General features: G+C 40.1%; 19 protein-coding genes. 13 read left to right on the top strand and 6 right to left on the bottom strand.

The features are described 5' to 3' along the window. Nucleotides 1-138 precede the first annotated feature (138 nt). The 4 genes from H4J70_RS00910 to H4J70_RS00895 form a co-directional block, all read right to left on the bottom strand. Nucleotides 139-1,269, bottom strand: coding sequence for a catalase family protein (locus H4J70_RS00910; RefSeq protein ID WP_182222650.1), 1,131 nt, complete (start codon nucleotides 1,267-1,269; stop codon nucleotides 139-141). A gap of 833 nt (nucleotides 1,270-2,102) precedes the next feature. Beyond that, nucleotides 2,103-3,596 carry a 2-methylcitrate dehydratase gene (prpD, locus tag H4J70_RS00905; RefSeq protein WP_182250501.1) on the bottom strand — a complete coding sequence of 498 codons (1,494 nt, stop codon included), beginning with the start codon at nucleotides 3,594-3,596 and terminating at the stop codon, nucleotides 2,103-2,105. A 306-nt stretch (nucleotides 3,597-3,902) separates the two neighbouring features. Then, nucleotides 3,903-4,610: a copper resistance protein B gene (locus H4J70_RS00900; RefSeq protein WP_182250500.1), complete on the bottom strand. Its 708-nt coding sequence runs from the start codon at nucleotides 4,608-4,610 to the stop codon at nucleotides 3,903-3,905. A gap of 28 nt (nucleotides 4,611-4,638) precedes the next feature. Further along, the gene (locus H4J70_RS00895) at nucleotides 4,639-6,456 is read right to left on the bottom strand and encodes a copper resistance system multicopper oxidase (protein ID WP_182250499.1); all 1,818 of its coding nucleotides are present in this window, start codon (nucleotides 6,454-6,456) and stop codon (nucleotides 4,639-4,641) included. A gap of 223 nt (nucleotides 6,457-6,679) precedes the next feature. On the opposite strand from H4J70_RS00895, the gene H4J70_RS00890 reads away from it, so the two are divergent. The 6 genes from H4J70_RS00890 (at nucleotide 6,680) to H4J70_RS00865 (ending at nucleotide 11,881) form a co-directional block, all read left to right on the top strand. After that, on the top strand, nucleotides 6,680-7,465 hold the full coding sequence (locus H4J70_RS00890; protein WP_182250498.1) for a PRC-barrel domain-containing protein: 786 nt from the start codon (nucleotides 6,680-6,682) through the stop codon (nucleotides 7,463-7,465). A gap of 410 nt (nucleotides 7,466-7,875) precedes the next feature. Continuing rightward, entirely contained in the window at nucleotides 7,876-8,826 is a 951-nt protein-coding gene (locus H4J70_RS00885; protein WP_182217758.1) for a mechanosensitive ion channel family protein, read from the top strand. A gap of 723 nt (nucleotides 8,827-9,549) precedes the next feature. Continuing rightward, nucleotides 9,550-9,717, top strand: a complete 168-nt coding sequence (locus tag H4J70_RS00880; protein ID WP_182222653.1) for a hypothetical protein — start codon at nucleotides 9,550-9,552, stop codon at nucleotides 9,715-9,717. 93 nt (nucleotides 9,718-9,810) lie between these two features. Next, complete coding sequence (locus tag H4J70_RS00875; RefSeq protein ID WP_220465339.1) at nucleotides 9,811-10,413, top strand: SDR family oxidoreductase; 603 nt, start codon at nucleotides 9,811-9,813, stop codon at nucleotides 10,411-10,413. 75 nt (nucleotides 10,414-10,488) lie between these two features. Continuing rightward, a complete protein-coding gene (locus H4J70_RS00870; protein WP_182217761.1) occupies nucleotides 10,489-11,226 on the top strand; it encodes an SDR family oxidoreductase in 738 nt (245 codons plus the stop codon). A 445-nt stretch (nucleotides 11,227-11,671) separates the two neighbouring features. After that, nucleotides 11,672-11,881: a hypothetical protein gene (locus tag H4J70_RS00865; protein ID WP_182217763.1), complete on the top strand. Its 210-nt coding sequence runs from the start codon at nucleotides 11,672-11,674 to the stop codon at nucleotides 11,879-11,881. Between the two features lie 285 nt (nucleotides 11,882-12,166). Here H4J70_RS00865 and H4J70_RS00860 read toward each other — a convergent pair whose 3' ends face one another. After that, nucleotides 12,167-12,685, bottom strand: coding sequence for a DUF2141 domain-containing protein (locus H4J70_RS00860; RefSeq protein WP_259364975.1), 519 nt, complete (start codon nucleotides 12,683-12,685; stop codon nucleotides 12,167-12,169). A 397-nt stretch (nucleotides 12,686-13,082) separates the two neighbouring features. After that, nucleotides 13,083-13,490, bottom strand: coding sequence for a hypothetical protein (locus tag H4J70_RS00855; protein ID WP_182217767.1), 408 nt, complete (start codon nucleotides 13,488-13,490; stop codon nucleotides 13,083-13,085). An 838-nt stretch (nucleotides 13,491-14,328) separates the two neighbouring features. Here H4J70_RS00855 and H4J70_RS00850 point away from each other — a divergent pair. The 7 genes from H4J70_RS00850 (at nucleotide 14,329) to H4J70_RS00820 (ending at nucleotide 19,752) form a co-directional block, all read left to right on the top strand. Continuing rightward, nucleotides 14,329-15,033 carry a hypothetical protein gene (locus H4J70_RS00850; protein WP_182217768.1) on the top strand — a complete coding sequence of 235 codons (705 nt, stop codon included), beginning with the start codon at nucleotides 14,329-14,331 and terminating at the stop codon, nucleotides 15,031-15,033. After that, nucleotides 15,033-15,551 (top strand): metal-dependent hydrolase, encoded by a 519-nt coding sequence (locus tag H4J70_RS00845; protein ID WP_182217770.1) that lies wholly within the window; start codon nucleotides 15,033-15,035, stop codon nucleotides 15,549-15,551. Before H4J70_RS00850 ends, H4J70_RS00845 begins: the two co-directional genes overlap by 1 nt. A 6-nt stretch (nucleotides 15,552-15,557) precedes the next feature. Further along, entirely contained in the window at nucleotides 15,558-16,247 is a 690-nt protein-coding gene (locus H4J70_RS00840; protein WP_182217772.1) for a penicillin-insensitive murein endopeptidase, read from the top strand. Then, entirely contained in the window at nucleotides 16,244-16,588 is a 345-nt protein-coding gene (locus H4J70_RS00835) for a low molecular weight protein tyrosine phosphatase family protein (protein ID WP_182217774.1), read from the top strand. The genes H4J70_RS00840 and H4J70_RS00835 overlap by 4 nt, the downstream gene beginning before the upstream one ends. A 129-nt stretch (nucleotides 16,589-16,717) precedes the next feature. Continuing rightward, nucleotides 16,718-17,542, top strand: a complete 825-nt coding sequence (locus tag H4J70_RS00830; RefSeq protein WP_182217308.1) for an NERD domain-containing protein — start codon at nucleotides 16,718-16,720, stop codon at nucleotides 17,540-17,542. Nucleotides 17,543-17,816: 274 nt separating this feature from the next. After that, on the top strand, nucleotides 17,817-18,680 hold the full coding sequence (locus tag H4J70_RS00825; protein ID WP_182242611.1) for an alpha/beta hydrolase: 864 nt from the start codon (nucleotides 17,817-17,819) through the stop codon (nucleotides 18,678-18,680). A gap of 394 nt (nucleotides 18,681-19,074) precedes the next feature. Beyond that, on the top strand, nucleotides 19,075-19,752 hold the full coding sequence (locus H4J70_RS00820; RefSeq protein WP_259367975.1) for an acyl-CoA desaturase: 678 nt from the start codon (nucleotides 19,075-19,077) through the stop codon (nucleotides 19,750-19,752). Nucleotides 19,753-19,845 lie beyond the last annotated feature (93 nt).

Raw genomic sequence — 19,845 nt, 5'->3', positions numbered from 1 at the left:
TTTTGGATATCTGGCAGTTATTGGTAAAGCCGAACCGCCAGATCCCGTGATACGACGTTATGTCAGCATCATTGAATGAAACCAGGGATCAACTGTGAACCTTCTCCCATTGCTTGACCTGATCTTCGCCCCCAAAATCTATTCAACGGTAACCACTGAATTCATTTCCCGTCGAACTTTTCTTGTTCGCTCATAGATAACTTTTCGCATTCTGTTCATGGCGCCCAAAGGCTTATGCTCGGATAAACTGTTCCAAGGATTGAAAGCTAGGTTCTCGCAAAATGTATTTTGTGCATCTGTATCGAAGGTCTGTTTAGGAAAGTGGATACGCGCTACAACAGTAAAAGGTGCCTGCACTTCTTGCCATTCGATCATGGAATTTTCGACACTCATTTCGTCGTTTTCTCGAAGTTGAACCAGAAACTCCATGCAGCTTGGATTTTGGTCAAGGCTCGTCTTCATCGCCTCGCGAAGATAATCTGCACCGGCTTCCTCGGGAGCTTCATTTGTCGTGGCTGTACATGGGCGAACTGAGTATTTCACGGCTTTCCGCTGCTGTCCCATCCCAAGCTGGTAGGGAACTTCAGACCAATACCGTGTATGTAAAGGGTTGGCAATTTTTTTGCTAGTCAACTCGAGGCCAATAAGTGAACCTTGAAGTCCCAAATTAAAGGGTATTGCCAATTTATCCCAAAATCCGTCAGACGATAAATTTCGATGTACGGCCACATAGGTTTCAGGTTCTTTAACCGGAAAGACAGGGTGATTAATTAAGATAAAATCCTGCACTGTGCTTTTATCTGCTATGTGCCAGCCAGCCTCGGCTGGCGAAGAAAGCAGCTTTATTGCCATCCCCCTTGCGTCCCCTTTAATGTCCGGGCGATCAGGATCAGGATTTCCATTAGAAAAACGCACCCACGCGGAATAGGATTTACCTGCTTGGAATACACCTTGGCTTAATGATTTAGGTAAATCGTCTAGCACGTCAAACTCTGCGTTTAAACAGCCATGAGCTTTGGGGTGAACATCACGCCTGGCTTCTCCATTGGTATATCGATGGCGGATAATACCTTCAATGAGGTCAGCTGTTTCGTCGGCTAAAAGTGCCTCATGTGGATATAGTTTTTCCCCTAAGGCGGCATCTGCCTCGGGATAGATATTTTCAATAGTCGCAATTTCTTCAACGGAACGGTTCTGAGACTGATTTGCTGGTGAACTGCAACCAGCCAGTATGAGAAGAAATGATAGGAGTGGCGTCAACAGTTTCATATGAATGTTCCTTTAATAGCTTAACGAATAGGCAGGTAAAACGTGAATACTGAAAATTGAACAAAACGGATAGAAAGCACATTTTATTGTCAATCCTAGTCAATAATATTTAATCGGATTCCTCCTAGCACTTCTACTATACACCGTTTTATTCTACCTATACACACGCACTTATACGAGGTTAAAAATGAATAATAAAAAACAGAATCAGCGGCGCACTTAGTGATCGATGGGGTAATATTAAAGAGCGGTTTTGAGGCGCTTGTTTTAAATTCTAAATTATGTGAAAACAGTTGAGTAATAGATGAAAAATCGCCGATTTCCACCCCCTCAAGGATATAAAAGAGATGTAAATATGAGGGAATATGTATCGTTACTTTATAAAACGACATTTTATTTTACCTATAAACCACATCAGCTACGTCTGGTCCCGCTTGATTACTACAAGACCAATAACGTTGCGCTCCTATGACTGCAAATATTTAACAAAGCTATTCCGTTTAGTAGTCACTTTGCATAACTATTTCTGTTTGGGAATATTCTTGATTAACTTAATGATAACGCGATTATCATTAAGTTTGGCTAAGTCGAGCAAATAGCTTTTTTCAAGTTCTTGCACCGGTATTTTTGATAATAATTCTTTTATCAACTCCTCTTAACCATTTACTATGGCAGTTTTCAAGATTACAAAATTCGCTATACTGTGTTCATTTTGAACAGTCATGTTAGAACCCGTTAGTTACGCCTTGTTAATTTTTCGTTTTAAAGTTATCGCTTACGATTAGCAATATAAATTTATCTGCTGTAATGCTGCGGTTTGGATCAGCTAGGGCTTAAACTGAAGCAATAACAAACAAGTCCATAAAGCGGTTTACTGCTTTGGACTCAAGCGCGGCTTGATCTTTACACAGCGTGAAAATAGTTTTGCATTGATGGCTCGGAAACCGCGTCGCTAAGTTCGCTTTGAACTTTTGCTCCAATAGCGGGATCCCTTCTTGGCGCCGGCGACGATGTCCCACAGGGTATTCCACTAGCACTTCTTCTGTGCTGCTGCCATCGTTGAAAAAAATTTGAATGGCGTTAGCGATAGCGCGTTTATCTGCTTCTAAATACTCTGCGGTAAAGCGTTTATCTTCGACAACCTCCATTTTATCGCGCAGTTCATCAATGATGGGATGTGCCTTGTGAAAGTCGTCTTCGTAATGTTCGGCGGTTAGCCCTCCAAACGCCAGCGGCACCGCAACCATATACTGCAAACAGTGGTCACGATCTGCAGCATTAGCAAGTGCACCTGTTTTAGAAATAATGCGAATGGCCGATTCGTGGGTTCGAATGACGATTTTCTTAATATCCGCTAAGCGATTTCTCACCTCAGGATGCAGGATAACCGAAGCTTCCGCGGCAGTTTGCGCATGGAACTCTGCGGGGAAAGAAATCTTAAACAAAATGTTTTCCATCACGTAAGAACCATACTCTTGAGAAAACGAAAACTGACGTTCAGCCTCTGGTTTAAGTGCTTGGTCTTTATTCGTCTTCGAAAAAGAGACGTCGTAAAAGCCCCACTGCGGAGCGGTTAATACGCTTGGAATACCCATTTCACCGCGCATCGACATGTCGGCCAAACGCACAGCTCTTGAGGTCGCGTCGCCCGCGGCCCAAGATTTACGAGAACCCGCATTGGGTGCGTGACGATAGGTGCGCAGCGCAGAGCCATCGACCCAAGCTTGCGAGACCGCCGCCATGATTTGTTCTCTATTGCCGCCCATCATTTTTGTGATAACTGCCGTTGAGGCGACTCGAACTAACAATACATGGCACAAACCAACGCGATTAAAAGAATTTTCTAGCGCTATTACACCTTGAATTTCATGCGCCATGATCATGGCTTCAAGCACTTCTCGCATGGTAAAAGGCTGTTCGCCCTTCGATAGTCTGACCTGAGATAAATGATCAGCCACTGCCAAAATCCCGCCTAAATTATCCGATGGATGTCCCCATTCAGCGGCCAGCCAAGTGTCGTTATAATCGAGCCAGCGGATAATACAACCTATGTCCCAAGCGGCTTTAATCGGGTCGAGCGACAACGATGTTCCTGGCACTCGCGCGCCGTTAGGCACAAGGGTGCCTTGTACGATAGGACCAAGGTGTTTTGTACATTCAGGAAAGCGCAGCGCTAGCAATCCGCAACCGAGGGTGTCCATTAAACAGTTGCGCGCGGTATCGAGCGCTTCTTCGCTAGTGACTTCAAAATTCATGACATAATCTGCGATATCTTGGATGACATGATCGTAATCGGGACGGTTGTTAATATCTGTATTACTAATCATTTCTTATCCTTATTCGTTTGATTTTTTAAGATGAGATGATAATTCGATACTTTTATCCTGGCGGATTTAATATGTATCGTCACTTTATAAAAAATGACGTTTTTCTTTTACCTATACTCTAAAGTCATTAAGGTGAAAAGTCGGTTTTGAAAAAACCATTTGGCCTACTGTTTGCGTGAGTGTCAAATGAGCGTGAGCCGCAGTTATTGAGCCGCGAGTAATACTCTTATAGTGTTCTGCCTATTTGCAAAGTCTCAGGCTTATTTGTAAATAAGCCTGACGGTATTATTGAAATAATACCTTGAATTAAAACCAGAATCTTAAACCTGCGATAAGGCTGGTGTCGGATTTCTTACCGCCTTCGGCGATTAGGTAGTCGGCTGTTTTACCAAAGGCTTGATTAAACTTAAGCCCGATGTAGGGCGCAAATTTTCTAGAAAATTCATAGCGTAAACGCAACCCTAGTTCAGCAGATGATAATCCAGATCCAATTCCCATAGATGCATCATCGGAAGAATAGGCACTGAGTTTTAGGCTGGGCGTTAATATCAGTTTTTGAGTAAATAAAGCCTCGTATTCCGTTTCGAATCTAAAACCAATATTTTTGTCGTTGAACACCACTGCTGCATTAGTTTCAAAGAAATAAGGGGCAAGGCCTTGTAAACCGATTACGGCCCAGTTTTGGTTTTTTTCAGGAGTCGTGTCATAACCAACCCCCATTTGAAGATCCCAATATTTTTCAATGGGATGACTGTAGAGTAGCTGGTTCTCAGATTCGGTTTGTCCATGAAGTGTTTCCCCTTCGGATTTAAGGTAGAGTTTGTGCCAATCCTTACCTATCCAAGACGTGACACCCCAAGAAGTAGGGTTGCCAGTTTGGTCGCTAATTTCAAGCGTATCCATTAGAAAGTACGTTAATAAAGGGTCTCTTTCTCCACCTGCATGCACTTGTGATGTCATTAGTATGGACGAGATAAATATGGTGCGTAATATTACTTTGAATAATTTTTTCATTATATTTCTCCTAGAATACTGAATTTGACTATCGGATTTGTACACGTCTAAACATACCCATCATGTGATAGAGCATGTGGCAGTGGTATGCCCAATCACCACGAGCGTTCATAGTCACTCGATAACTGATTTTGGAACCTGGTTGTACAACGATTGTATGTTTTCTAGGAATATGATTTTCATCTCCCGTTTCTAAATCACTCCATACACCGTGTAAGTGCATAGGGTGATTCATCATGGTGTCATTAATAAACGTAACGCGAATGCGCTCACCGAAGTTAAACTTTAATGGTTGTGCTTCACCATAGGGGATGCCGTTAATTGACCACATATAACGCTCCATATTGCCCGTTAAGTGCAATAGCAGTTGTTTAGTGGGTTTAGGTTCATGGCGTGTCGGATAAAGGTTTTTTAAATCGGCATAGGTTAAGACCTTGCGGCCATTATTTCGTAAGCCAACGCCTGGATCATCTAGCCGATATTTTGCGCCAGTGGCACGCATCGCTATTTGTGGGCCTTCTTTTTCAGGCACATCAATGAGAGGTAGTTTTGGATTCATATCCATTGGAATTTGCTCGTCATCTAAATTAACATTCATGTCATTATCGTTCTGATTCTTACCATTCATTTGCATGCCAGTAAGCATATCCTGACCACTCTGATCCATGCCGTCCATTTCCATACCCATGTCTGTCATGCTTAAAATAGGTAATGGATCCATTGCTGGGACAGACGCCAATTTTGAAGCATTAGAGGTGATGGAGCCTATCGCATAACCGGAACGGTCAATGGCTTGAGCAAAAATCGCATAAGCTTGTTTATCTGTATCAGGTTCCACAATGACATCATAGGTTTCTGCTACACCAATGCGGAATTCATCAACCTCTACCGGTTGGATTAAGTTTCCATCAGCAGCCACAACGGTCATTTTTAAACCAGGGATCTGTACATCAAAGAACGTCATAGAAGAGCTATTAATAAAACGCAATCTTACTTTCTTGCCAGATTCCACCACGGTACGCCAATGTGCATTAGGGGAGAGCCCATTCATTAAATAGGTGTAGGTTGCGCCAGTTACATCTGACAAGTCTCGATCGGACATTTTCATGTTGTTCCACATTGAACGATCTTTCCAGGCTTGAGAAAATCCTTTTTGTTTTAATTCACTCCAAAAATCGCCGACCGTTCTTTGGTGGAAATTATAGTAATCACCCATCTTTTTAAGGTTTGCATAAATGGTTTCAGGAGGGGTATCTGACCAGTCAGAGAGTTGAATCACATAGTCATGGTCGGAGTGAACAGGTTCTTGTTTTTTTGGTAAAATAACAATTGCACCGATGACACCTGTTTGCTCTTGATACGCGGAGTGACTGTGATACCAATAGGTACCATTTTGTTTTACGGTGAATTGATAGACATAAGTTTCACCGGGCTTAATGCCGTCATAACTTAAGCCAGGTACACCATCCATATTCGTTGGCAAAATAATCCCATGCCAATGAATAGAGGAATCTACCATTAATTTGTTAGTCACGCGGAGTGTGATTTCATCACCTTCATGCCAAACAAGTGTTGGTGCAGGTAAAGAGCCGTTAACCAATGTTGCTAAAGCGGGAGTGCCGGTAATATTAACGGTCGTTTCGGAAATGGTTAAATCAAACTCAGTTCCCGTTAACATGGGTTGTTTTGGATTGAACTTAGTCGAGCCTTGCGAGATAAACTCATTGCTGGCAAAGGTTGATGGAATGTTTGATGCAACGGCAGCCGCTACTGAAGTTAATGCTAAACCGCGGACAAATTGACGTCGATTAATTATCGAGTGTGTGTTTTTAGTTGAAGAGGTCATCATTAACTCCTTAAAAATAATAAATAAAAGGCTTTGTTTGAAGGTGAAAATGGTCGTTCATCATAAAATTTATAGATGGATCTAGATTAAGCTAATATTCACCCTCGTTCGGTGCGACACCGAACAGATTGAATAGGATATTTGATGCAAACTGAGAAATGTTGACTCTATTAACAAAGCAATTATTTATTGTTTTTAACCTTTAATCTGGAGCAAATACATCATGTTACATACAGTTAATGATTTAAAAAATATCGCCATTCAGGCCTCTGATGGCGATATTGGATTGACCAAAGATCTTTATTTTGATGATAAGCATTGGGTGATCCGATATTTGGTGGTGGAAACGGGGTCTTGGTTATCAAGCAAAAAAATATTGCTTTCACCCATATCAATCAAAGAGTTTAATCAGAAAGATAAAACGCTTACTGTCACAATCTCAAGAGAACAGGTAAAAAACAGCCCTGATATAGAAAGCGAAAAACCGGTCTCTAGGCAGCATGAGGTCGATCATATGGAATATTATGGTTACGAACATTACTGGGGTAACACAGGTATTTGGGGAAGTGAATCTAGTCCTAACATGATGGCACTTGGTTATTATAGTGTCGCGCCAAAGCCAGATAACTTAGATAACCCAGAAATATCCGCAGACATCAAGGCTGCACTATCACGGGATAATGATCATCATCTACGCAGCAGTCATGCCGTAGTGGGTTATCACCTTGATGCAATAGACGGTGAATTGGGTCACTTGCAAGGTATGTTGATAGATATCGACTCTTGGGCTATTCGTTATTTGATTATTAACACCAGTAATTGGTGGTTGGGTCATCTGGTTTTAATTGCGCCTAAATGGATTAAAGAGGTGAGTTGGCCTACCTCTAAAATTTATGTTGATATGACGCAGCAGCAAGTGAAAGATGCACCAACGTTCGATCCCTCAGTGCCTTTTAGTTTTGAAGATGAGAAAAATTTGCAAACTCATTATAGTTGCAATGATAAATAACATTATTACCTCTCTATGATGGATTTCTGCTTTCTTACTTTCTAGCATTTGAAAAATCATATTCTTAGGCCAAAAATGGATAACTGAGACATATGTACTTATTTCGAGCAATAAATCCATCCAAAAATTTTGTTCATAATCTAAAAGTTGATAAGGGGTTATAAGCCCCCAAACACTGAGAGCAAGAAAAATCTGTTGCCTTAGCATATTCTGAGAAGTTTTGAGTAATAGACGACAGTTCGCCGACTTGGATATAAAAGAGATGTCAGTATGGAAAACATGAGGCAACATGTATTTTCATTTTATGAAAAATGACGTTTTATTTTACCTATATTTGACACTAGATAAGCTAATACACTGGCTGAATCTACATTAAAGGATGATGATAAAAAATAACGGGAATAATATTAATGGATCTCTCTGTATTAGATAAATTCTGGCAGTTAATTGACGAAAAATTACAAGGCTGGCTGGAAGCTGGCATTAAACACTTACCCAATTTTATAGTCGCCATTCTCTTAGTCATATTTTTTGGCTTACTGGCTAAATATGTTGGCAGAGCCGTTCGAAAAGTGCTTCATAAAACCCTAGAATCTGAACAAATTGCTGATCTACTTACGTCTATTATGAAGATGCTTGTGCTGTTCACAGGGCTATTTATCGCCCTAGAATTTTTGGGGTTAACCGGCACAGTAACATCACTCTTAGCTGGCGCTGGTATCATTGGCTTAGCACTTGGTTTTGCTTTTCAAGATATGGCAGAGAATCTTATTGCCGGTATTGCGATGGGTATTCGTAAGCCATTTCAAATTGGCGATGTGGTTGAAGCAGAAAATGTGCTTGGCATAGTAAAAACAATTAATTTACGTAACACATTAGTAGAAACGTTTTTTGGCCAGATAGAAGTTATTCCAAATAAAATCTTGTTTCGAAACGTACTAACAAATTATACGACCACAGGCAGCAGGCGAATCGAAGTACCCGTTGGTATTTCTTACGCAGACGACCCAGAAAAGGCAGCTGGAGTTATTGAAGAAGCGATAAATGTCTGTGATTTTGTTATAAAAAAAGAAGAAACTGCCGTGTTTGCCAAGGAGTTTGCAGACAGCAGTATAAATTTAGTTGTCTGGTTCTGGATTGACTATCCAGGCGACACTGGCTTTATGAAAGCTCGCCATACGGCGGTTGTAGAAATCAATAAAGCGCTGGCAAAAGCTGATATCTTAATTCCATTTCCTATCAGAACATTGGATTTTGGCGCCAAAGGTGGTGAAAAGCTCAATACCATGTTGTCGAAAAAAAATTCAGAAGATAAATCAGCAGACTCAAAAAAGTCATCATCGTCTGAAAATGAAAAGTAACCTCTGGGATCAGAGCAAACTTTCATTAACTAAACGTCCGCTTTGTCGCATCTGACTAATTTATTTACACTGCCCAAATCATTTATAAGGCTGGCTGAACGCTCATTGAACTCTATAAAAACAGTTGGCCATTGGCTTTCTGCTTGTAGTACATGTTTGCTGCAGAAGGCTTGTAGGTCGGTAACACTGAGATAGCCGACGTTCAGGTTTTTCTCTGAGATTTAAATATAAGCGCATACCAAAGTACGTTGAGCGAGATTTTGATGATTTTTTGTGCTGTGGTCGTCTCGAGTATGATTTTAAGCGTGTGATATGCGGTGATTGCTATCATTAGAAACTGGTTGCCTTTCTTTGTTCACTGATCCCGCATTTTTATCACAAAGAGTGGAAGTCAACGTGCCTGTCTAGCGCTTTTTGTCGATTTACTGGATAAAATTGATACCTAACACTATCAAATCCTAACCTTCTCATCCATTAACCTGCTTCAACAGTTGATCCAATGACCCTGAACCCAACAAAATCAGATCATGTTAAATAGATCAGGTATGTGGTTTATTCTTTTGTACTTTTTTCTTTGGGTCATTTATTCGCCACTAACATCGGCTCGTTGATGTTTGCTCGCGGTAGTGTTGGTAAGCGAACAGACAACTCACTCCAACGGACTGATAATACACTTGAGCTAACGCCAACGGCGTTTGCCTATCAGACCCGGAAGGAGCAACCATGTCGACAATCACCACCATTAATCCTGCGACCGAAAAAGAAACCCATACCTACGACATAATTACCGAAATACAAGCGACGGATCGGCTTGCTAATGAAAAAGCTATTGACTGGTCGGTGGGATCTTTTCAAAGGACGAGAAACGTCCACACGGTGGCTTTGGAATAAAAAAAATTGGTCAACGTAAAGTCGATTTTCCTGCCATAACCTGGCTTTAACTACCTAATTTAGAACATTTAATTTAACATTAAGGATTTTTCTATGAGTATGAACATTCTTGTCGCCGGTGCCACCGGAAAAACGGGCCAGTTTCTGGCCCAGTACCTGATAGAACAGGGCCATAAACCAACAGCGCTGGTTCGCGAAAGTTCGGATACCAGTTCGTTGCCCTTGGGGGTAGATGTTCGCCATAGTGATCTTACAGAACTGAAAACCGGCCTGTGCGACGGCATGGACGCGGTGATCTTTGCTGCAGGCTCCGGCGGAACCACCGGCCCTGAAATGACCAAAAAAGTGGATCGGGACGGCGCCAAACGACTGATTGATCTGGCGCTGGAATCAGGCGTGAAACGTTTCGTGATGCTCAGTTCGATCGGCGCAGATCTGTCCAACCCAACCGGTGATCTGGCCCCTTACCTGAATGCCAAGCACGAAGCGGACGAATACCTTAAGGCTTCCGGAGTGACCTACTCGATCCTGCGCCCCGTAGCACTGACCAACAAGGGTCGCGGCACTGATGTGATCTTGGGCGAGGACGTCGATAAATCAGCAAAGGCGTCCCGAGCAGATGTGGCCCATGTGCTGGTGGAGGCCGCCACTACAGGCTGTTACGACGGTATGGCGCAGAATATGCGGTCCGCATGACTGTCACGGCGTAACATCAAGCTTGGAACCTATAACTTGTAATATTTAATAATTCATTTCAACAGGAGAAAACCAATGTCAGAAATCAATGGCAAAGTCGTCATCATTACCGGTGCCAGCAGTGGTCTCGGTAAAGCCACAGCGCAACGCTTGGCAAAAGGTGGCGCCAAGCTGGTGCTTGCTGCCCGCCGTGAGGAACGCCTTGTGGAGTTGCGTGATACGATCAAGGAGCAGGGTGGTGACGCTATTTATCAGGTTACCGACGTCACTGAACGCGCTCAGGTTGAGTCGCTGGCCAAGGCAGCGAAGGAAGCGTATGGCCGCATCGACGTGCTGGTCAACAACGCTGGCCTGATGCCGCTGTCGCCCCTCGATGAGCTCAAGGTCGACGAGTGGGAGAAGATGGTTGATGTCAATATCAAAGGCGTGCTCTATGGTATTGCCGCTGTGCTGCCGACCATGCGCGAGCAGCATGTCGGCCACATCATCAATCTGTCGTCGGTAGCTGGGCATAAGGTCTTTCCCGCGTCCGCCGTTTATTCCGCAACCAAGTTTGCCGTTAAGGCGTTATCAGAAGGCATTCGTCAGGAAGGCGAAGGGGAAATCCGCTCCACCAATATTTCGCCTGGAGCTGTGGCGACCGAACTGACCAGTAAAATCAGCGACCCCGATACTGCTAAGGGTGTTGATGAAATGTACGAGATGGCAATTGACTCTGATGCGATTGCGCGTGCAATTGCTTATGCAATCGAGCAGCCGGCAGATGTTGATGTCAACGAGATTATCATCCGTCCCACCAGACAGCCGCTCTAACCAGGCAGCCACTCTATTGGACAGGAGCAATAGAGTGGCATGGTAAAAGTATTGAATTACAGCGTCTTAGGGTCTACTGTTAAAACACTTATATTGGAAGCCAACACTGGAGAATGATTTTTTAGCGCGGGCTCGAACGGATTTACGGATGCTAAGGAAGTAATGGAAGAGCGGAAGGATCCGCTGCCTTAGTGTATATGTTCTCATTTCTCAGTAAATCCTTTTTTACTCTGAGGTGAAGCAAACGACGAGTATCAACTGTCTATCCCTGATGCCGACCTAATCCATGAGTTCGGTCAAAATTACCTGCAACGCGATTCAACTCTTTTATCGCAATGTGCGGAATAAACCCTGTAGAAACTTGCATTCCAAAAGTCATCCCCCTATGGTGGGAATTAAAAGTAAGCTAATGTTTTAATTAACCAACAAAAAGGGAGTGCGACGAATGGAAAACAACAACGACCAAAGCATAACTAACTTTGCCGCCATAAAAACTACCATTGCCAATAACGAAGAACAACGGCTCAAAGAATTACTGGCAGGCCAAGTAATGCAAGAACTTGAAAAAAGCTACCTCATTGACCTAGCCAAATTAGGAAATAATCACGCGATTTTGAAGATATTAGAAGACATCCCTGTGGAAAATCAAGAATAGAAATAAGCTGAGTTTCAACCTTATAAAAGTTTTGAAAAATAATATGAATTTGATGAGCAACAATTTGATTAGAATTTTCAAGCATTATTATCATACTGCGAGCTGCCTCAAAACTTGCATTGCTACTAACGCGTGAGTTCAAGGGCATTTGAGAGGAAACCTGTTTTTTCGACAGAAAACATGGATTGCAGGTCAAATGTCTGGTGCAACAATTTGTTAAGCACAGTAAATTATCAATGGTCCTGCCTGATTGAAACAATGCCTAGGTATTCACGGAAAGGTCGCTCAATAAGTCAATTTAATTGTTAGATCAAGGTTTTCCCCATCGTACGTAAATCTAGCGGTTTCAAACGAAGGTGCGCTCATCGAGGCCTTTGCACCACTTGAAAAACCGTAGGCTTCTGTCGGCACCCCTAGCAAGTTTGTGCCAAGCTTACCATCCATATTTTTATCATGAATGACAACCAAGGCATACGTTCCCGGAGGGATATCTAAAAAGTTGCAACGCGCCTGCGTATCTCGAATTTTCATCATCATTATATTGGTTGCAGAGTGCAAAAATTCAGTAGGGAAACCTACTGAAGATTCGAAAAGCGCACAAGCTACAACTCCAGTGTTATTTTTAATGTTCGGAATTTTTACTTGAATTCCGGAGCACGATGATTGGGCAAAAACGATGGCGGGAAGATGCGCAAACACCAGCACGGCCCAACATGCTAAACACCGGCCTCTTTTAGATAAACGCGTCACAGGATGCCTGAAAGTCTTGGCCAACGTAGACCTCCGATTAGTTGATTCACTCATTAGTTCCCTCATAGCTCCGCTCTCTCTGGCTTGGTAGGATCCGCGATTATACGCCTAACGTCTTGATAACCTGCGACGGGTTGCAAGCAATAAGGCTGATTACTGCCGCAACCTTGGTAAAACCAATGAACTTCAATTTTTCTCATTGGTCGTGGTCAGCGTTTATTAAATTGTTCAGCAATTTTTGCCGTTTGAGTCCAATATTATCCATTTTGCCTCAAAATCAACAATGCGGCCTAGGAGCATCAATTACTACATGGTACGTGAACCAGCATAGCATTAAATATTAGTTACCCAGCCTGTTCATGCCCCAGGCTCAATAACATTCCCCTTGGATTAATTTTTTAGGTTGATAGAAAATATTGAGGTCGTTACCGATAACAAGGCCTTTTTTGTATCATTGCACTATTTTTATATCATTTGTTCTCACACAGGTATTGTTGAAGTCGTCAAAATTATCGCATGTGGTTCGAACAAACCAGTTCTGCCGCGGGTCGAAAGAACACTTTGTTTGGTAATGACAGGTGCTGTCAAACTTTTCCCAGTACTGACATTCTTCAACGCATTGTAGATTTTTGTATATATAAGTCTTTTTTTCAAACAGGCACTTTTTATTAAAATCGTCCCAGTGTTGGCATTCTTTGAGAGCCTGCGGGACATGCTCTGTTAACGCTATGCCGCAGGTGACAGTGAGGTTTCCCTGGCGATATGTTTCTCCTGTATCGAGAATTACCTCTTTTGCGAAGACACTACCAGCTAAAAATGTCACCCATCCAATGAAAGCTATTAAAAAAATTTTGTTCATGATCTGATTCCTTATTAACTTAATTTTTCTATAATCTAATTGCACAATGCAAAGATATTAGATTTTATTCATCATCTCCTTTCATTATGGCCACAATGACCATGCTATTGGTTTGAATCTGGAGATGGCGACTTCAGCGCATTGTTGATTGAGTCATCCGTGACACCCACAGTCGAGATAAGACTGTGATGAGGTTTTGGGAGAACTGGACTTGTGCCAGTACTGTTGTTGATTGGTTGAGAACTGATTACGCTGCAACCATTTAGGATTAGAAAGGTCAGATAAAAAGAGGTAGTTCGAATTAACTGAAACGTTTTCATCAGTGTTCTCCAAAATGGGTCTTAAGGGTCTTACTATGTGTAATTTATTCGACTCGACTCAGTTGATTTTAGTCTTCTAATGTTTTGAATGGTAAAACAATACGCACAATTAATCTGGAAGTCTGTACTCTAGCGAACACATAAATTGGAAAATTCTGGGGTGTTCTATATGTATTATCTTACACCGTGTGTTTTGTTTGAGTGTAACGTCGTTTAGGGTTTCCTATGGTTTTTCCATTTATAATCAATGGTTTCAGAATATTTTAAATAACGATTTTGGTTTAGTAGCTGGTAAATAGTTTTAGGTTAGAATTTCAACGGCAGGTATGGTGACTTGATGTCTCCTGCAAGCTCATTGCCGTCAGTCAAGTTTAATTAATCGTATGATTATTTTTCGCTCAGTTCGAATGCTCTTACGACCGTTTTAGGTCGTTAGTTGCCTTTTCTAGAATAGAGTCAATAATATGCTCATTCCATTTAATTCCAAGTAAAATGATAAATATTAACATACAAGGATAGTGGTTATTTCTAAATTAGTGTTGTTGCCCGGTATGGATGGTACTGGAGAATTATTTGAAGAGTTTTTGTCTAACTTTGACGGAGACTATATTGTAATCCCATTACCTCAATCGGGTTCTCAAGACCATGTGTTTTTAGCTAATATAATAAAAGAGCAATTACCAACTGAAGATTATATTTTGTTAGCTGAATCGTTTGCTGGCGGTATTATTCCTGAGCTACTTAGGCAAAATAATCCACATTTGAAAGGCGTGATTTTCATTGCCAGTTTCCTTAGTTCTCCTAACCAATTCTTATTGTCGATAGCTAAACTTTTACCTATTAAATCTTTAGCTTCAGCACCTTTATCAACGATTTTTCATAAGTTTTTACTCCTCGGTCAAGGGGCATCAAAAGAGCTTTTATCAAAATTTATTACGGTTACTAAATCTATACCTGATCTCGTATTAAAAAATAGATTAGAAGTTATGAGCCAGCAACGACTACCAATAACAACATCGGATATACCTTCAATTTATATTCGAGCACTTTCAGACAGGCTTATAGCATCACAGAAGGGTCGTGAGTTCACCAAAGTCTTCAGCAATATTAAGTATATAGAAATTGAAGGACCTCATTTCATACTTCAAGCACAGCCAAAAGAGTCTGCGCGGTTGGTTACTGAGGCGATATCCTTGATCCTTAAAGACTGTAGGTATTCATAATGCCATTTACTCCAATGCACATGGGGCCAGGGATTTTTATTAAAGCCATATTACAAAGTAGCTTTAGCTTGATGGTTTTTGGCTGGACTCAAATCGTAATGGATATCCAACCACTAATTGTGTTGATAACGGGAGAGGGGCATCTTCATGGTTTTACCCATACCTATGTTGGTGCAGTGCTAATTGCTATTTTTGCTGCTCTAACAGGTAAATACTTATCCGAACTTGGTTTAAAGCTGATAAGTATTTCTAAAAGGGAAAATCCCATATCAATTGCTTGGTGGGTAGTATTTCTAAGTGCATTTGTTGGCAGTTTTAGTCATGTATTACTTGATAGTATTATGCATTCAGATGTTGAACCCTTCTTTCCATTTTTATTAGATAATCCGTTGTTAGGTCTGATTTCAGTGCCGATGTTGCACAAGTTATCTTTATATAGTGGGTTATTGGGCGCAGTAGTTTATTATGGAATTTATTTAAAAAATAAAAGCTTAAAAGTAAAAGCAGGGAAGTCATAAAGAAAAATGAAAATATTAACGTTTAGTATCTTAATTACTTGTTTGTATTCTAACGCTGTTTTAGCAGAAGAAAGTACATGCTACGGTACAACCTCAAAAGGACGTTTGGAAAAAGGGGTAGAGCTACCAAGCTCTGGTAATAATTTTGTCGCTTACAGCATTGTTGCAAGGTTAGCAGGGAGAGCTTACGTCCATTCCCAAGTAGAAAGCATCATAGTAAACGGCTATAAATCTTTAGAAACAGAACAACCAGACAAAGTTTTTAAGTATGCTGAAACTGGATTCGAAGAAGGTGGACAGTTCAAACCCCATAAAACTCATCGTAATGGTTTATCGGTAGACTTTATGACACCCGTATTAGATGAATCGGGTCAATCAGTGCATCTGCCAACTCACCCTTTAAACAAGTTTGGCTACGACATTGAATTTGATAGTAAAGGGCAATATGAAGAATATTCTATCGACTATGTTGCTTTGGCTGCTCATATTGTTGCCTTGCACAAAGAGGCTGTAGCTCAAGGTGTAGATTTATGGCGAGTAATATTTGATCCTAAATTACAATCTGAGCTTTTCAAAACACCTTATGGCCCTTATCTTAAAAAGCATATCCAGTTTTCCAAAAAACGTTCATGGGTTAGACATGATGAACATTACCATGTGGACTTTGATATTCCGTGTAAGGAACTAAACGAATGAAAAATATTCTCTTCATCTGTAGTAAAAATCAGTGGCGTAGTCCCACAGGAGAACAAATATTTAAAAATCACGCTGAACTAAATGTGAGATCAGCAGGTACTAGTTCAAGTGCAAGAAAAACGGTAAATGCAAAAGATATTCTATGGGCTGACATTATCTTTGTGATGGAAGAAAAGCATAAAAGTAGACTTAAAGCTGAGTTCATCAAATTAGTTAAATATAAAGATATTCAAGTGTTAGATATCCCTGATGAATATCAGTATATGGATGAAGAGTTGGTAGATATCTTGGAACAGTCCGTTAGTGTATATCTAGGAATGTTAGACATTAATTTATTATAAGTTTATGATATTATTGTGTATTTAATAATAAGTGTGTTTAGATAGTTACTGCTGATTTTTATTATAAAATTAACTGGCTAATAAAGGACAAAATTAGCTAGTAGCTACCAATATGGAAGTAAGTATTAAATGGATTTAACAATTTACCTCAACATGATGATCAGTGCCGCTTGGTATCTAATACCGATCTTCATATTTGCTATCGTCATAAAGTCTGCATGGTTTAAAGGTGTATTGGGTGAGTGGCAAGTTAACTTGCTCATTAAGTTTTTCTTAGACAAAAATGATTATCACCTTATTAAAAACGTGACACTTCCTACTGAGGATGGCACTACCCAGATTGACCACATCATAGTTTCAAAATATGGCATATTCGTGGTTGAAACTAAGAATATGAAAGGTTGGATTTTTGGTGGTGCTAATCAAAAGCAATGGACTCAACAAATCTTTAAACACAAATCAAAATTTCAGAACCCACTTCATCAAAACTATAAACACATAAAGACGTTAGAAGATCTTCTCTTAGTAGGGAGTAACGCAAAAAATGATTATATATTCTCAGTCATTATCTTTATTGGTGATAGTACCTTTAAAACTAAAATGCCAGAGAATGTAAGGTTTGCTCGTGGTGGTATTGAATATATCAAAAGTAAAACTGATATTATTTTCAATGTTGATGAAGTGACTACCATTATCGAGCAAATTGAAAGTGGACGATTGGAACGAAGTTTTAAAACAAATCGCCAACACATTAAGCACGTTCGAGGTATTGTAGAAGAGAAATCTGATATTAAGTATTGTTCAAAATGTGGTGCTGATATGGTCTTACGTAAAGCCAATAAAGCCAATAAAGGTAATAATGTAGATAATGAGTTTTGGGGATGTAGTTCATTTCCCAAATGTAGGAATGTACTTAAAAATGAGTCAGAGTTAAGTGTAAGTATTGATCTCTAACGTTTACCCATACTTTCTAATGCACATTTGGGTATAGCAACAGAATCTAGTTTGGTGATTAATTTTTGGTATGTTTTCAACAGAGCAAGCGTGATAACAGCACACGTTTATCAAAAGTTCGTTAATTAATGTTAATCAATGTTTGATATAATTTTAATATAAAGGTAACTTTTATTTTAAAAAAAAGACAGACGGATAATTGCCTTGATAAAAATAGGTCTTTGCCTGTTTAATAAGCTATTAGTCGTTAAATCAACAAGGAGTGTTACTAGATATGAAAAAAATCACAATATTATTTTTATTATTACTTTCTGGATGTTCTGCAAACTATACAACTGAATCATTTGTATACCAAGATGAGCATCCTGAAAAGCAACTCAACATTACAAAAATTCAAGCTGAACTGACTGAATCTAATATATCGGCTGTTGTCTCAGCGGTGAGCTTAACCGCTGAGGATGGTATTACACTTAGAGGCGTTAAGTTAATAAACAAAGATGCTTTAGTTAATATTGTCTTTTTCAGTGCGAATGGCATGAAAATTAGCCTTTCATCGAGAATATTGAATAAATTTTCTATGTTACCTGCGAACGTTATTTGGTTTGACTATCGAGGCATGGGAGTAAGTGATAAAAAAGATATATTGTCTCTTAATAATTTACGAACAGATGCATTAAGAATCTTTGACTTTTCTAAGGGTGAATTTCCAACTAACTTACCTACAGCCATCCATGGATTATCGATGGGGTCTTTAATCGCAAGTTATGTTGCAAATAATAAAGATATAGACGCATTAATTCTAGATGGTGCTATCAATACAGTGCCAGAGTTAGTCGACAATTTAACACCTGCTTGGTCAAAACCATTTTATTCAATATATTTATCACCTGAATTGACAAAAATAAACAATGTTGATTTTATTAAAGAATATGAGAAACCATTGCTTTTCTTAATTGGTGAAGACGATTCAACTACGCCAGTGCATAACTCGAAAGAGCTTTATGACATATCTCCAAGCTCGGTTAAAGTATTAGCGATCATTCCGGATACAGAGCATGCAGAAACAATGAAAAAAGATAAGGCAATAAAAGTATATCAGGATTTTATTAATAAATTAGTTTGCTGTAAAAACGGCTAACAAGGCGTTAAAACCAACAAATAATAGCTGGCTGTTGTTCGTGCCTCACACATTCAGCCAACTATTATTTGCCGCTGAACAAAGCGTTAGCTGCCTCAGGATATTCATGCTCAATACGAATAGAGTTAAATCGGACAATGACACATGTGCGTACAAGGGAATGGTAAAGTGGAAACCAATTAAATCAATTTGGTTCCTAACTCATGTTGCCGCAACAGTTTTTGTTGCTCCATTTGTCCTGTCAATATCAGCCTTCTCAGTATTCGTCGTACTCACAGTAATAACATTGTGCTTTGGACACTCACTTGGAATGCACCGTTTATTAATCCATCGTTCTTACGAGTGTCCTAAATGGATGGAATATTTGTTCGTATACTTAGGGGTGCTAGTTGGTATGTCAGGTCCTATAGGAATGATTATTCAACACGACCTCCGCGATTGGGCTCAAAGACAATCACAGTGCCACGATTATTTATTGCATGGTTCCAAAATATTAAAAGATGGTTGGTGGCAATTAAATTGCGATCTTGAACTTAATAATCCACCTGAGTTCATCATAGATAAAGAAGTTTCTCTCAATAGGTTTTATCTATTTGTTGAAAAAACATGGATATTCCAACAATTAATTTTAGCTATCCCTCTGTTTCTCATTGGTGGTATTTCTTGGTTAGTTTGGGGAATATCTGTAAGGATTGTAATATCTTTAGGTGGTCATTGGTTAATAGGTTATTTTGCTCACAATAAAGGTGAACGCACATGGAAAGTAGAAGGCGCAGCAGTTCAAGGTCACAATGTTAGAATTGCAGGTCTTCTTTCTATGGGCGAAGCGTGGCACAACAATCATCATGCTTACCCTGGGTCTGCAATGCTAGGTTTGTACAGTGATGAACCTGACCTTGGATGGTGGGTTTTAAATATATTACACAACTTAGGTATTGTAAAAAACATTAAACTGCCTAAGGAGCTTCCGTTTCGTTCAGAGCTTGTCGCTGAGGCGGAAAATCTAGATAGTCGTGTAGAACGAGTTCCAGAAGATTGTAAAATAGCAAAGTTCATTCGAAACGGCACTTAGTTTGTATTTATGCGCTAACGAGTAATCATTATCTCGTGGTGTTGTTTATTGATAAAGAAAAGCTGGAGCAATGCAGAATGACTCATGTACTTG

Source organism: Colwellia sp. BRX8-9, assembly GCF_014077245.1.
Lineage (GTDB): Bacteria > Pseudomonadota > Gammaproteobacteria > Enterobacterales > Alteromonadaceae > Colwellia_A.
This window is presented reverse-complemented; position numbering and strand designations above follow the sequence as displayed.